The sequence below is a fragment of the Legionella fallonii LLAP-10 genome (genome assembly GCF_000953135.1).
Taxonomy (GTDB): Bacteria; Pseudomonadota; Gammaproteobacteria; order Legionellales; family Legionellaceae; genus Legionella; species Legionella fallonii.
On sequence record NZ_LN614827.1, the window covers coordinates 1,354,854 to 1,368,640 of the forward strand.

Below are 13,787 nucleotides of genomic sequence, written 5' to 3' on the forward strand. Positions count from 1 at the left end.
GTGATTTGATGGAGTCAACATTCGACAGATGCAGTAATTAATTTTCACTGTAGAATAATAAGTGATGTATACGAGACTAAGATAATGTTGACACTATGCAAAAACTGTTTTTGCCTCTTCCTTATACTAATTCTTGCCGGTTGCGGAACCAGGCATGCGTTAGCCCCTGTAAGTGAATTAAAATGGCAACCTTATTCCAGATATCAAAAAACACATACAGTCCGTCGTGGAGAAACTCTTTTTGCTATAGCATTTCGTTATGATACTGATTATCGCAGCTTGGCTCGAGTGAACCGTTTGAGACCTCCTTATTCTTTAAGAGTCGGTCAGGTGTTGAGCCTACAAGGGATTAGACGTCGGGCAATCACTACCAGACCGATATCTGCTCGCCGTTATTCTCAGCCTAAACCAAGAGCATCGCAAAGAGTCATTTATTCTCCAGCGCATAATGTTCGTTCGGCTTCTGGATGGTTATGGCCCGTAAGTGGACATGTAACAACTACTTTTATTCCTACTCAAGGTAAAAAAGGCATAAATATTGCTTGTAAAAAAGGTGAGAGGGTTCGTGCCTCTTCAGGAGGGGTTGTTGCTTATGCAGGAAGTGGCTTAGCGGGATATGGCAATTTAATTATTATTAAACATAATAATGAATATTTGACGGCATATGGACATAATGCCAGAAATTTAGTTGCAGAAGGACAAAGAGTTAAAGCAGGACAAGTTATTGCCATAGCGGGAATGATTGATCGTAAGTATTGGGGCGTTCATTTTGAAATTAGAAAAGCAGGAACACCGGTCAATCCATTGAATTATCTACAAAAAGGTTGACATATAATTTATAATTATAGCAACAATAGACAGTTTAAAAGCATGTAACGATTTCGAAACCTGTCTAAACATTATAGGTGAAGCAATGAAAGAGGATGATGAATCAATTAAAGAGCCGGACATTAAGGACGATGAATGGACCGAGCCTGATGACAGTTCGCTTTTAATGGATGATGATATTGATTTAGAGGTGGCAAAAACGGGAGATGACGGATCGGAGGAGCTTCCTGATTTTTCCGATGATCTTGCTTTTCCATCGTTCCAGCGTGGTAAACATGCTGCCAAGATTATGGATGCCACTCAGCTTTATCTCAGCGAAATAGGCTTTTCGCCTCTGCTTAGTGCTGAAGAGGAGGTGCATTATGCAACTCTTGCGTTACAGGGAGATATTGCTGCGCGCAAGAAAATGATTGAATCAAATTTGCGTCTTGTTGTTAAAATTTCTCGTCGTTATCTTAATCGTGGATTGCCCTTACTAGATTTAATTGAAGAGGGAAATTTGGGCCTAATGAAGTCTGTTGAAAAATTTGATCCTAAGCGAGGATTTAGATTTTCAACTTATGCTACTTGGTGGATTAGACAAACTATAGAACGCGCGATCATGAATCAAACGAGAACTATTCGTTTACCAATTCATGTAGTGAAAGAACTTAATGTCTATTTGCGAGCAGCAAGACAATTAACTCAAAAATTAGATCATGAGCCTTCGCCAGAAGAAATTGCCGATATGGTTGATAAACCTCTGGAGGACGTGCAAAAACTGTTGGGATTAAATGATAAGGTGACTTCTGTAGATACCCCTATAGGATACGATGAAACCAAGTCATTATTAGATACTATAGCTGATGAAAATAGTGTTAATCCAGCTGAGTTATTGACTAATGAGAATCTGCGCTTACACATCGAGTCGCTCTTAGATAAATTAACTGAAAATCAACAACAGGTTATTGCCAGAAGATTTGGGTTAAGAGGCTTTGAAAAGGCGACTTTGGAAGATGTTGGTAAAGAAATTGATCTGACTCGAGAACGAGTTCGACAAATTCAAGTTGAGGCATTAAAAACCTTAAGAGCTTTGTTAGAGCGAGTAGGTTTGACTCAGGAAGATTTGTTCTAAAATTATCAAGTAGGTTGGACCAGGAGCCCATAGCCGTCAAGCTAAGGTGTTCCTGTCTATCCTCGTTCCATTCGAGTTGAGGAAACGCTTTACCGCTTTCTCAACCCGAAGAGAACTTTATCAAAAACGACGGCTATGGGTTTTCTACGCCATTACGTATTTCCATTAAACTGTGCTTTAAATCCTTGCCAACAATTGATGTAATCTGCTTGTAAACTGGGATGAGCTTTCGCTTGTTCAGTAATCAGCCATATCTCTTTTGTTTCAAACATAAAGGCTAGTGAGTCATTAAATTCTGGTTTTAATTCTTTAGTTGATGCTACCTGATAAGAAGCCAAGTCGGGGCCATGAGGTGTCATACGGTTATGGATGCTGACTCCACCTTTTAAAAAACCATTTTTCTTTGCATCGTACTCACCATAAATAAGCCCCATTAATTCGCTCATGATATTGCGATGAAAATAGGGGGGTCTAAACGTATGCTCAGCTACCATCCAGCGAGGAGGGAAAATAACAAAATCTAGATGAGCAACTCCTGGGGTGTCACTTTCTGATGTTAATACAGTAAATATAGAGGGATCTGGATGATCATAACTGACTGTATTAAGGGTATTAAATAAACTAAGGTCATAACAATAGGGAGCATAATTGCCATGCCAAGCTACTACGTTTAGCGGGGAGTGACTACAGGAAGCGTACCATAAATGATTTTGATGTTTACAAATTATGGTAGTCTCTTTTTTATCGTGCTCAAAAGCGGCAACAGGATATCGAAAATGGCGGGGATTAGCTAAACCATTAGCACCTATGACACCCAATTGAGGGAGAGTCAGTGGATTACCTCCATTTTCACAAAGATAGCCTCTCGCCTCTTTAGTTATAACTTCTACCTTGAATTTAACACCTCTAGGAATAACGGCAATCATCTTTGGACATAAATTTATACAACCAAATTCAGTATGTAAATTTATTTCACCTTCATAGGGAACAAAAAGCATTTCACCATCATTATTAGCGAAGTACTTGTCATTCATGGATTGATTACAGTAGTAAAGAAAAGCATTAATTAAATAACTTCCGGCAATATGGAAAAGTCCATCAATGAAATCGCAATTTAGTTGAGCGCTAGTATCCAGGGGGGACCAACGCAAAGGGTTAGGTGACTGCTGTTTAGCACAAGGATTAATGATTGCTTTTTCGTAAGGATAATAAGCTCCTTGCGCAACAGTAGGAAGAACTCTATAAAGCCAGCTACGGAGGTTATTATATCTGGGGCGCGTAAATGCACTGCCACTCAGTTGTTCAGCATATAGCCCCAAATTGCATTGTTGTGGTGAATTTTGATTTGAAGGGAGCGCTCCTTTAACGGCCTCGCTATGATGATAATTACCAAATCCTTGCAGATACATTCTAGGTCTCCTTGAGAGTTTTTCACCGATCAGGCTAGAATAGTCTAAAAAAGTTCAATATGTCGAGAGTGATTCATTGATTAGGCGTTCTTTTTCATCATGGAGCAATGTATAATCTAATAGATAACAATGTAATTTATGTCCCGGATATGTATCTTTTTGTGAGATTAAAGTAAGTCTATCTTGTCTGGGATGCTGTGTGTAAATCGTATCATTAGCTGTTGTCCAAGTGTAATGGATGTGTCCTATGTTAAGGAACGATCCTTTGCTGCGTATAGGATGATGGAGAAGAAACATGAGTACTGACAATTAAATTTTGGTTAGAGGTGGAGAGATGGCTGGGCATAGTAAATGGGCTAATATTAAATTTCGTAAAGGTGTGCAAGATGCTAAACGCGGAAAAATATTTACTAAATTAATTCGTGAAATAACTGTTGCTGCACGCATGGGTGGAGGCGATGAATCTTCAAATCCTCGTCTAAGAGACGCGGTAAAAAAAGCGCTAAATGCTAATATGAAACGTGACACTATAGATAATGCAGTGAAGCGTGGTGTTGGTGGGCTAGATGGCAATGAAATGGTTGTTATGCGCTATGAAGGATATGGTCCCGGAGGCATCGCTGTATTGGTTGATTGTCTTTCTGACAATAAAAATCGGACAGTTTCGGAGGTACGTCATGCTTTTACAAAGCATGGTGGGAACTTAGGCACTGATGGTTCTGTATCTTATCTTTTTTCTAATCAAGGTGAGATTTTAATGGGGCCAGGCCAATCTGAAGATCAGGTTATGGAGGTTGCTATTGAAGCAGGAGCCTCGGACGTTTCAGTTGATGACGGACAAATAGAGGTGATAACACCAGTTGAGGCATATCATAGCGTCCTTAATGCACTACATGATGCAGGTTTAGAAATAGAACAATCTCATTTAACTATGCGTGCCCTTACCCAGGTGCCCATTGATGATGAATCGGCTGAATCTTTAATTAAATTAATAGACATGCTAGAAGATCTTGATGATGTCCAGGAAGTTTATAGTAATGCTGAATTTTCTGAGCAGTTTTTAGAATCAATGAATTAATGACTATTATTTTAGGGATAGATCCAGGATCTAGGATTACAGGGTACGGTTTAATTAAAGAAACTAATCGTACTATCGAATATATTGATAGTGGATGTATTCGTACCTCTCCGGAAGGTGAATTAAGTCATAAATTGTTGCAAATTTATGACGGTATATGTCAGTTGATGGATCGTCACTCTCCTACCGAAGTGGCTATTGAACAAGTATTTATGCATCAGAATCCTAGTTCTGCCCTAAAATTAGGTCATGCTCGAGGCGTTGCTATGGTTGCTGCTGCCTCACATCGCATTAAGATCAATGAATATTCAGCACGAGCCATTAAACAAGCTGTTGTAGGATATGGGGCAGCAGATAAAGAACAAGTCAGTCATATGGTTGTTCATTTGCTTATGCTAAATAAAGCGCCCCAAAAAGATGCTGCAGACGCATTGGCTATAGCAATTTGTCATAGTCACATGCGTAATGGCTTATCCGCATTATCCGGTACGAGGGGTTTCAGTCGAAGGAGACGAATACGATGATTGGTTGGTTAAATGGGCAAATTGTTGATAAGCATCAACCAGGAAAATTAGTCATTGATGTCAATGGAGTGGGCTATGATGTCGAAACCTCACTTAATACTTTTTTTCAAATGGATGGACAAAATAAGCCAGTTGGATTGCATATTCATACAGTAGTCCGTGAAGATGCACTATTGCTTTATGGTTTCTTAGAAAAAGAAGAGCGATCATTATTTAGAGCGTTAATTAAAGTAAATGGCGTTGGCCCTAAACTTGCAATGGCTATTCTTTCCAGTATTTCTCCCAATGAATTTATTCAATGCATTCAGCAGGAAAATGCAGCTTTATTAACCAAACTGCCTGGGATTGGTAAAAAAACAGCCGAGCGACTTGTTGTTGAAATGCGTGATAGTATAAAACAATTTAACTCAATTCCTTCTGAGTTGACCTCTAAATCTACAAGCAAAATGCGTAGTCAAGATGAGGCAATCAGTGCATTGGAGGCTTTAGGCTATAAACCTCAAGAAGCTTCAAAAACAGTAAACAAAATTGATGATGGAATGAAAAGCTGTGAGCAATTAATTCGGGAAGCATTACAAATTTTATCATTAAGATAAGTTATTGTTTAGCTATGTTTCGCCCCTTATATTCTTCTATAATAGAATTAAATATCATTAGCTATGATGGTTCATTTTGACTGAATTTTTTGACCGGAAGTTTCCATCTATTTTGCCTCTGTCAATGAGGAATAAGATATGAAAAAGAGTGAATTACGAAAAAAAGCAGAAGGTATTATAGAAGAGATCGCTCTATTTGAGAAAGAATATAAAAATCATGGAAATCAACCAGTTCTAGATAATAAGGCTCTTACTAAGATAGAGAGCGAAGTAGAAAAAATAAAAAACTATGTAGGAAACTATATTACTTTAATTAGACAGTTACCTTCTGAGGATCCCCCACCTCTTCCCCCACAAATTAATGACCCCATAGATGCAGTAGAGACAGATAAAAGAGTTAAAAGAAAAAAAAGGATACTGAATGCTCAGCAACAGTATAAGTATCTTGAATTGGGATTAAGTGAGTTTAGCCAGGATTTTGGCAAGTTAAAAAATCAAATTAGTACAGCCCTTCAATTAGTTAAAATAGCTCAAGTAGATAATGATGTTGCCGCACAGCAAAGAATTTATGTACAACTTTGTGAAAATTTGCAACAAGACATCGAGTTAGCGCAATATTCTGTTTCTTCTCTTATCGCCGATGATCCCGATTTAGTGAGTGCTTTAAATCAATTGAAGCACCATCGAATGGAATATACAGTATTAATGAAACAAATAGAAAAAAAGCTTAATGAAGCAAGCACCACAGAAGATGAGTTAGTATCTTATCAATATGGAATAGAACAATTAAACGAATACCAACACCAATACACTCAATATAGCGAAAAAGTAAAAGATAAAATTCATGTGTTGGAGTCTATCGAGCAAGACTATAAGAAAGCGTTTATACATAAAAATTTATCTATAGCTCATGCAAAAAAAATACTTAATAGTCCTGAAATACAGCTTCTCCACAATGATTCTTCGTTAAAGAGTCTTATTGACGCGGTAGAGAAACAAGTCAAAGAGCTAGGAGATAAACAATACATCGATCTAGATGATCAGCAAGACAGCATATCCAGATTACATAAAGCAATACAGTTGTGTCAAAGTGATAAAGATAAGTTAGAGGCTTTAACTGAAAAACTCGATGAAGCAATTACAACCATTCAACGGCAACAAGCACAGCTTGATTTAGCGCAACAACAGGCAATACAAAAGGTTGAGGAGCAGATTACCGGCATACAGAAAGAGTTTGATAATATTTATAGGGATATTGAAAGCAAATTAACTCAAATACATTTAGATTTAGAGGGAGTCGATGTAATCAAATTACAATTTGATGAAGTCCTATTGGAATCGAATACTAAAGAAGAAGAGCCCATGGGTTTCGTTAACGAGAAGGTAGCAAAATTAAAGAGTATAGTTAATAAGTTGAATAAAGAACTACCAGAGCAAGAGAGTCGAATTAGGAAAAAACTGAGTTTTGATATTAAGTTTATAGAGAAAGGAATCATCTCACAGAAAAATCGAATAATAGATAAAGTAAGGAAGGGTAATTTTAGGTTAAATACCGAAGAACAACAGCTCTTTAGTACCGTTGAACAATATCCATTGTTGTCGGAAGAAACTGGCCCTTCATTAACATTAAAACAGTTAAATATTCAATTAAGAGAAATTAAAGAAAAACACAGTACTTTTGCTAATGCATATAGTGCTTTATATGATGTAGTCTCTGTTCATAGTGCGGTTAAAAGTCTTTTTCGACAAGATAAGACGCTAACTACGGAGACTTTTATTGAAGCAACTAATAGCTCAGTTTATGGCGGTCAGTTATTAATTACGCTGGCACAATATGTGAATAAAGTTCAGTTAATAAAAATTATTGAGAAAAATTGGGAGCACTTTAATGAGAAGGGGATATTAACTATTAAAGAGTATATGAATTTGACTAAAGAGAAATTAAATACACCAATTAAGTAGTTATTACCTTTTTCCTTTTACAGGAAGGAACACTCTGACTATAAGGCCGGTACCAATTTTTTGAGAATCCAGCATGACTCGACCTCCGTGTAACTCACAAATTTGTTGTACAATCGCAAGTCCAAGCCCTGAACCGGGACTTTTATTACCAAGGACTCTAAAAAATCGCTCAAAAACTCGTGCTTGTAGTTCGGGGGGTATTCCTGGACCGTTATCACCGACTTCGAGCATGATCTCCTGGTTCGCATGACGAGTTAGACGAACAATCACTCGACCATTTTCAAGACAATAGCGAATAGCATTATCAACCAGGTTACGAATTAAAATACTTAAAGCTGTGGGATTACCTTTGATCTTTGGTGTATTTTCATCATTTTCGAATTCAAGCTCAATTTGTTTTTCTACTGCAGAAGGAGCAAGCATAGCGAGGGTTTCTCGCGTTAATTTACTTAAATTGACTTCATCCTCTTCATTGATACTCGATGCTTCAGGAACAAGTTTACTCATGGTTAATAATTGCTGAACCACATGGGTGCTACGGTTGACACTAGCAATTAACTTTTGGAGCGCCTGATTTTTTTCTTCGATGTCATTGGAGTAAAGTGCTACTTGCGCCTGGGTTTTTAGCGCTGCAAGGGGAGTTCTGAGCTCATGTGCTGCATCTGCTGCAAACCGTTTTTCACGCTCGAAGCCTTCTTTAAGTCTAAAAAATAATTTATTTAGTTCATCGATAACGGGCTTAATTTCCTCGGGGACTTCCTGTAAGTCCACTGGCTCAAGGTGGCTGGGCGCTCTGTTGGCCACCTCCTGAGCAACTTTGTCCAAACTATCTAGCCCTCGACCAATAATAATCCAGATTAATAAGCCAGATAATGGGAAAGTCAGCAGCATGATGTATAAATCATCTTGAGCAATACGATGCCCCAATTCGTTGCGCGTGTCATAGCGTTCTGCTAAGACAGTACGAATACCTGCCTTTTCATTATATGTAGTGAATACACGCCAATTTTGATCGGAAATTTTTTTATCGCTAAAGCCATCTATCTCTGCTGTTAATGGGATTTTAGGTGCCGTAGAGGAGTGTAATAATAATTTTCCTCCATTCGTCCATACTTGAAAATTAAATTTATCCAAATAATTTTCTGGGGGTTCATCATTCAAGTATTTTTTTTGATAATAGGCTTCAATTTTTTGGGGGATAGTTTCCAAAGCATCTTGAATTTTTGTAAGTGGTCTTTGATGTAGATCGTCACCCAATAATGCTTGATAAGATAAGGCAGAAATAGCCATTAAGGTATCTAAATGATCTTGAATATCTTTTTGATCTAGATAGTAATTACCTATAGCTGTTAGGGTGGTGGTAATGGTTATCGCTAGTAAAAGATTAATTAATAAAAATTTTCTGATAGACGACTTCACGATACAGTTACACCATCATTTTTCTCTGCCATATAACCGACGCCTCTAATGGTACGAATAAAATTTGCATTGAGTTTTTTTCGTAAATTATGAATATGGACTTCTAGAGCGTTGCTATCGACATCCTCTTCCCAACCATAAATGCTTTGCATGAGTTGTTCACGAGACAATACTTGGCCACTATTTTCGAGTAGTTTTTGTAAAAGAGCAAACTCTCGACGTGGAACATTGATCAGAACATCGTCAACAAATACTGAATGGGCAGCGGGATCCAGAGTAATATTTTTGTATTGAAGAACAGAATCTGCTCGACCTTGAGAGCGTCTTACTAGAGCTCTAATGCGCGCACTCAATTCATTTAAGTCAAAAGGTTTTATCAGATAGTCGTCTGCACCACTATCTAAGCCTTTTACTCTATCTTCTATAGATTCTCTAGCAGTTAAAATGATAACAGGCGTGGCATTTCCTTCCTGTCGGATGTGTTGCAATAAAACTAATCCTGATAGTTTAGGTAAACCTAAATCTAGGATAATTAACTCAAATGATTCAGACTTTAAGGCAGCTCGCGCTGCTTCTCCATCTTTTAGCCAGTCAACAATATAACCAAATTGGGTTAGTCCTGTTTTGACAGCATCGCCGAGTAGTTCATCGTCTTCAACAAGTAATAATCTCATCGTGGCTCCTACTTTATTAGGCTTATCTGAAACGTTACTACAGCGGAAAATTGTTTTATCGATACAGGGCTCAAATCGTTTTTTATTCGAGCATGCACTGTGATTCCGCGTCCAGTTCTCCTTACATTTCCTTTGTCGCAATAAGTTCATTAAAGAAATCTATCATATTATCATTATAAATGACGATATTTTTATTGCTGTTTTTCCAGTCCTTTCTCTTCCATATGTTTTGTTAGATAAAAAGCCTGTATTAGAACAAAAAGTAAAGTAAAACCAACACCACCAAATAGTTTGAAATTAACCCAAGCATCTGTATCATAATGATAGGCTACATAAAGATTTAGTGCCCCCATTACTATAAAAAAAACAGACCAGGCGGTATTAAGTCGGTGCCATATTTTGGAAGTTAAATTCACATTGGCTTCCATCATTTTTTGAATCAGTGGTTTACTACCGATAAAGCTAGAGCTTAGGAATACTAAGGCGGAAAGCCAATAAATTCCGGTTGGTTTCCATTTTATAAACCATGGGTTATGAAAAAAGAGAGTCGCTCCTCCAAGAACCATGATTATAATGAGACTGATCACATGCATTTTCTCATAACGTTGGAATTTTAATCTGTAGAATATGACTTGGCTTAATGAAGCAATCATCGCAATTGCTGTGGCAGTATAAATCCCGTAGATCTTAAATATTATAAAAAATAAAAGAATAGGAAAAAAATCAAACAGTAATTTCATATTATCTAATTTATTAAGAAGTTATATTGAGTATAACACAATTTTTTACACACACCTCCAGGCTTCATAGCGTTATAATAAAATAAATCATGATGATTCGACTTAACGTCCGTTATCCTACCAATATTTTTTGTCCTAGAATGAGAGGTTGATTTTTATTCAATCCCGGATTTAAGCGGAGAATTGCCTCAACTTGAGTTTGATAAAGCTTAGCAATAGTATCCAGGCGGTCTCCACGCCGAATAGTATATTCAACAGGTTGCCTTACTTTTCTCCATATAATGAGTTGCTGCCCTGGACGCAATAATTTAGCATCAGGTAGGTTATTCCAACTGAGGATGGCTCTTCCAGAGACCCCATAAAGACGTTGGATTTTTTCAAAAGAGTCATTGTTTTGTACAATATGAATAATGCGCCTATTACTTGGTGCTAATAATGGACGAATGGTCGGTAAAAGAGGGGAGCTTTCTTTTCTAACTTCTACAACAGCATTTTTACTAGTCGGTATTAAGAGAGGTTGATTGGGTATGACGGTATTCGCTTTTAATTGATTAAGTTTTTTAACCAAATTAACAGTAGTATGGTATCGAGCTGCAATATTATCCAGATTATCTCCTGGTCTGACTTGATGTTTTCTCCAACTTACACGTTTTTCTTCAGGGACATTGGCTAGATTAAGAATAAATCGTCCTACTTTTTCTGCAGGAATTAAGAGGCGAAAGGGTTCGTATGGAGCGGTGGCCCAGCGATTGAATCCTGGATTTAACTTAATTAACTCTTTATAGCTGATACCGGCCAGTTTTGCAGCATGACTCAAATCAATCTGACTACCAACATTGACTTCCTCAAAATAGGGACGATAGGGAATGTAAGGCAGCGATATTTTATAGAGCCCTGGATTATTTATAATTTCAGATAGAGCTAATAAACGAGGTACATAAATTTTGGTTTCACTGGGTACAGGGAGGCTCCAAAAATCAACCGAGCGTCTGTTGAGAGCCTTAATAGCGCGAGAAATAGTCCCTTCACCAGCGTCATAAGCTGCAATGGCAAATATCCAGCTCCCATTAAAAAACTTGTTAAGATAAAAGAGATAATTTAATGCGGCATCGGTTGATTGATTGATACTGCGTCTTCCATCAAACCACCAATCTTGTTTAAGACCGTAGGCAGTGCCTGTTTCTGGCATGAACTGCCATAAACCCGCAGCTCCCACTCTAGAATAGGCAAATGGGTTAAAAGCACTTTCTATCATGGGGAGGAGAGCCAGTTCCCCGGGCAATTTTCGTTTTCTTATTTCAGCAACAATGTGGTAGATATACGGTTCTGATTGGTTACATACTTTTTGTATATAACCAGGATGAGCAGCTAACCAGCGAATTTGTTCTCGGACTTCAGGGCGTGATAGTTCGTGATTTAGTTTAAATTCACTGCGTAATACATCCCATATATTGGGTACATTACGAGCGAACGCATGATTAGATGTGCCAATGAATATTAAGATGCAAAATAAAAAAGACTTTATTATGAATAACTTAAATTTCAATGGTATTACCGCTGCAAGGAACTAGCCGACCAGTTTACTAAAAGTCAGCGAACTAATAAACCTACTTGATTGCTAACGAATGATAAGGATCTAACTTTTACCTATCCCTTGGCTATCGAACAAGTCTTTATTGATACGGGATAACGTTCATTTATGTCGAACTCACACGTTATTTAAAATTATTCTTTTGCGTTCTAAGCGTAGCAAATACATCTTTTGATGAAGAAGAGGATGCCCCATGCTGTAAGGCATAATTGATTACGTCGCTAATGTCAGTACGCAAAAAGGGATTTATTGATAATTCCAAAGCCAAAGTAGAGGGCAAGGAACAACTCGAAGGGACTTTTTTCAGTTGTTGTAGGTGATTACTAATATCAGAGTTCTGGGGTTCTATTGTTTGTGCAAATCTTAGATTTTGTTGCGTATATTCATGAGCACAGAAAATTTTGGTATCTTCCGGGAGTTTTTTGAATAGCAACATGGATTGATGTAATTCGTCCATAGTGCCATCGAATACACGACCACATCCCGCTGAAAATAGCGTGTCGCCACAAAATAGACTTTTTTGCTTTGGTTCATAATAACTGATATGCGTTGAAGTGTGACCTGGATTAAATAAAACGGTATAAGAAGACTCACCTACTTGGATGATATCATTTTCCCTCACATGGTTGGTTATATATGGGATTCTGTCATCAAAAGGACCGTAGACAATACAATTAGGGTAGGCCTTTATTAAATGGCCAACACCACCAATGTGATCACTATGATGATGAGTTAATAAAATAGAGCGTAATTTCAAATGATGCGCTTTAGCAAATTCAAATACTGGTTCTGCCTCCCCAGGATCTACACAATCAAATACCCCTTTCTTGTCATCAACTATAGCCCAGATATAGTTATCTAAAAAAGCGGGTATTGGATAAACAGTCATTTTTTATTTCTCGATCATCGGGTGTGTTTCTACTATATAAGAAGAAATACCAGGATTAAAGTAGGTTCTCAGAGTATCTAATACTGTTTTAATTTCTGCAGCAAAAGTATAGGGTGGATTGATAATCCATAAGCCACACCCTGTCATACCATCTTTAGGAGCTAGAGTTAAATTAAATTCAACTCTTACTGCATTATTAGCCTTTATCTCTTTCATGCCGCGAATCAACTGCTCAGTTAATTTTTTGTTAACTACTGGGTACCAAAGACAGTAAACACCGGTAGCAAACCGAGTAAATGAACGTTTAATAGCAAGTGGGATTTGTTTGTATTCTTCTTTGATTTCAAAAGAAGGATCAATAAAAATTAAACCTCGTTTTTCTGGAGGAGGTAATAACGCATTAAGAGCTGCTATGCCATCTGTATTACTTAAATGGGCTTTTTTATTAAATCGCGGTATGTGGGCAAGAGCCTCAAACTCTGCTGGATGAAGCTCGCAAAAATAAGCTCGATCTTGCGGACGTAGTGCTTGCAGCGCGAGATAAGGGGAACCAGGATAAAAATTAAGAAAGCCAGTCTCATTTAACCGTTTTATAGCGTGTATATACTCTTTGAAAATTGTTGGTAAAGAGTTTCTATTATCCCAAATAGGTTGAATGCCCTCTTTATATTCCCCTGTTTTTTCTGCTTGCCTGTCTTTGAGATGGTACAGCCCCTTTCCGGAATGAGTTTCTAGATAGAATAATGGCTTATCTTTTTGTGTTAGATAAGCAAGAAGTCGAGTTAACGAGATGTGTTTAATTACATCAGCAAAATTGCCGGCGTGATAACCGTGTTGATAACTAAGCATAGACAATAATTTTATTAGGGAATTTTTACTATTATACCAGAATAGTAAGTCTGTTCCCTATCATTCTATATAAGATGAATAGTTTGTTTCTATAAGTTGCAGAATACTTAAAAT

13 protein-coding genes are annotated in these 13,787 nt (G+C 37.5%); 6 read left to right on the forward strand and 7 right to left on the reverse strand.

Going from position 1 to position 13,787, the window contains the following annotated elements; genetic code table 11:
* Window positions 1–84: 84 nt before the first annotated feature.
* Window positions 85–828, forward strand: a complete 744-nt coding sequence (locus tag LFA_RS05495) for a peptidoglycan DD-metalloendopeptidase family protein (protein WP_045095282.1) — start codon at window positions 85–87, stop codon at window positions 826–828.
* A gap of 85 nt (window positions 829–913) precedes the next feature.
* Complete coding sequence (rpoS, locus tag LFA_RS05500; protein WP_045095283.1) at window positions 914–1,942, forward strand: RNA polymerase sigma factor RpoS; 1,029 nt, start codon at window positions 914–916, stop codon at window positions 1,940–1,942.
* A gap of 152 nt (window positions 1,943–2,094) precedes the next feature.
* On the opposite strand, the gene hmgA is transcribed toward rpoS, so the two are convergent.
* Window positions 2,095–3,351, reverse strand: a complete 1,257-nt coding sequence (gene hmgA, locus LFA_RS05505; RefSeq protein ID WP_045095284.1) for a homogentisate 1,2-dioxygenase — start codon at window positions 3,349–3,351, stop codon at window positions 2,095–2,097.
* A gap of 334 nt (window positions 3,352–3,685) precedes the next feature.
* Between hmgA and LFA_RS05510 the strand changes: the two genes are divergently transcribed.
* The 4 genes from LFA_RS05510 (at window position 3,686) to LFA_RS05525 (ending at window position 7,511) form a co-directional block, all read left to right on the forward strand.
* Window positions 3,686–4,429 carry a YebC/PmpR family DNA-binding transcriptional regulator gene (locus LFA_RS05510; protein WP_045095285.1) on the forward strand — a complete coding sequence of 248 codons (744 nt, stop codon included), beginning with the start codon at window positions 3,686–3,688 and terminating at the stop codon, window positions 4,427–4,429.
* Window positions 4,429–4,953 (forward strand): crossover junction endodeoxyribonuclease RuvC, encoded by a 525-nt coding sequence (gene ruvC, locus LFA_RS05515; RefSeq protein WP_045095286.1) that lies wholly within the window; start codon window positions 4,429–4,431, stop codon window positions 4,951–4,953. Before LFA_RS05510 ends, ruvC begins: the two co-directional genes overlap by 1 nt.
* On the forward strand, window positions 4,950–5,549 hold the full coding sequence (gene ruvA / locus LFA_RS05520; protein WP_045095287.1) for a Holliday junction branch migration protein RuvA: 600 nt from the start codon (window positions 4,950–4,952) through the stop codon (window positions 5,547–5,549). The genes ruvC and ruvA overlap by 4 nt, the downstream gene beginning before the upstream one ends.
* A 138-nt stretch (window positions 5,550–5,687) precedes the next feature.
* Window positions 5,688–7,511, forward strand: coding sequence for a coiled-coil domain-containing protein (locus LFA_RS05525; protein WP_045095288.1), 1,824 nt, complete (start codon window positions 5,688–5,690; stop codon window positions 7,509–7,511).
* Between the two features lie 3 nt (window positions 7,512–7,514).
* On the opposite strand, the gene LFA_RS05530 is transcribed toward LFA_RS05525, so the two are convergent.
* The 6 genes from LFA_RS05530 to LFA_RS05555 form a co-directional block, all read right to left on the reverse strand.
* Window positions 7,515–8,930 (reverse strand): ATP-binding protein, encoded by a 1,416-nt coding sequence (locus LFA_RS05530; RefSeq protein ID WP_045095289.1) that lies wholly within the window; start codon window positions 8,928–8,930, stop codon window positions 7,515–7,517.
* The gene (locus LFA_RS05535) at window positions 8,927–9,604 is read right to left on the reverse strand and encodes a response regulator (RefSeq protein ID WP_045095290.1); all 678 of its coding nucleotides are present in this window, start codon (window positions 9,602–9,604) and stop codon (window positions 8,927–8,929) included. Before LFA_RS05535 ends, LFA_RS05530 begins: the two co-directional genes overlap by 4 nt.
* 191 nt (window positions 9,605–9,795) lie before the next feature.
* Window positions 9,796–10,344, reverse strand: a complete 549-nt coding sequence (locus LFA_RS05540) for a septation protein A (RefSeq protein WP_045095291.1) — start codon at window positions 10,342–10,344, stop codon at window positions 9,796–9,798.
* Between the two features lie 112 nt (window positions 10,345–10,456).
* Entirely contained in the window at window positions 10,457–11,890 is a 1,434-nt protein-coding gene (locus LFA_RS05545; protein ID WP_045095292.1) for a lytic transglycosylase, read from the reverse strand.
* 169 nt (window positions 11,891–12,059) lie between these two features.
* Window positions 12,060–12,824: a hydroxyacylglutathione hydrolase gene (gene gloB / locus LFA_RS05550; RefSeq protein WP_045095293.1), complete on the reverse strand. Its 765-nt coding sequence runs from the start codon at window positions 12,822–12,824 to the stop codon at window positions 12,060–12,062.
* 3 nt (window positions 12,825–12,827) lie between these two features.
* On the reverse strand, window positions 12,828–13,673 hold the full coding sequence (locus LFA_RS05555; protein ID WP_045095294.1) for a 23S rRNA (adenine(2030)-N(6))-methyltransferase RlmJ: 846 nt from the start codon (window positions 13,671–13,673) through the stop codon (window positions 12,828–12,830).
* Window positions 13,674–13,787: the final 114 nt, after the last annotated feature.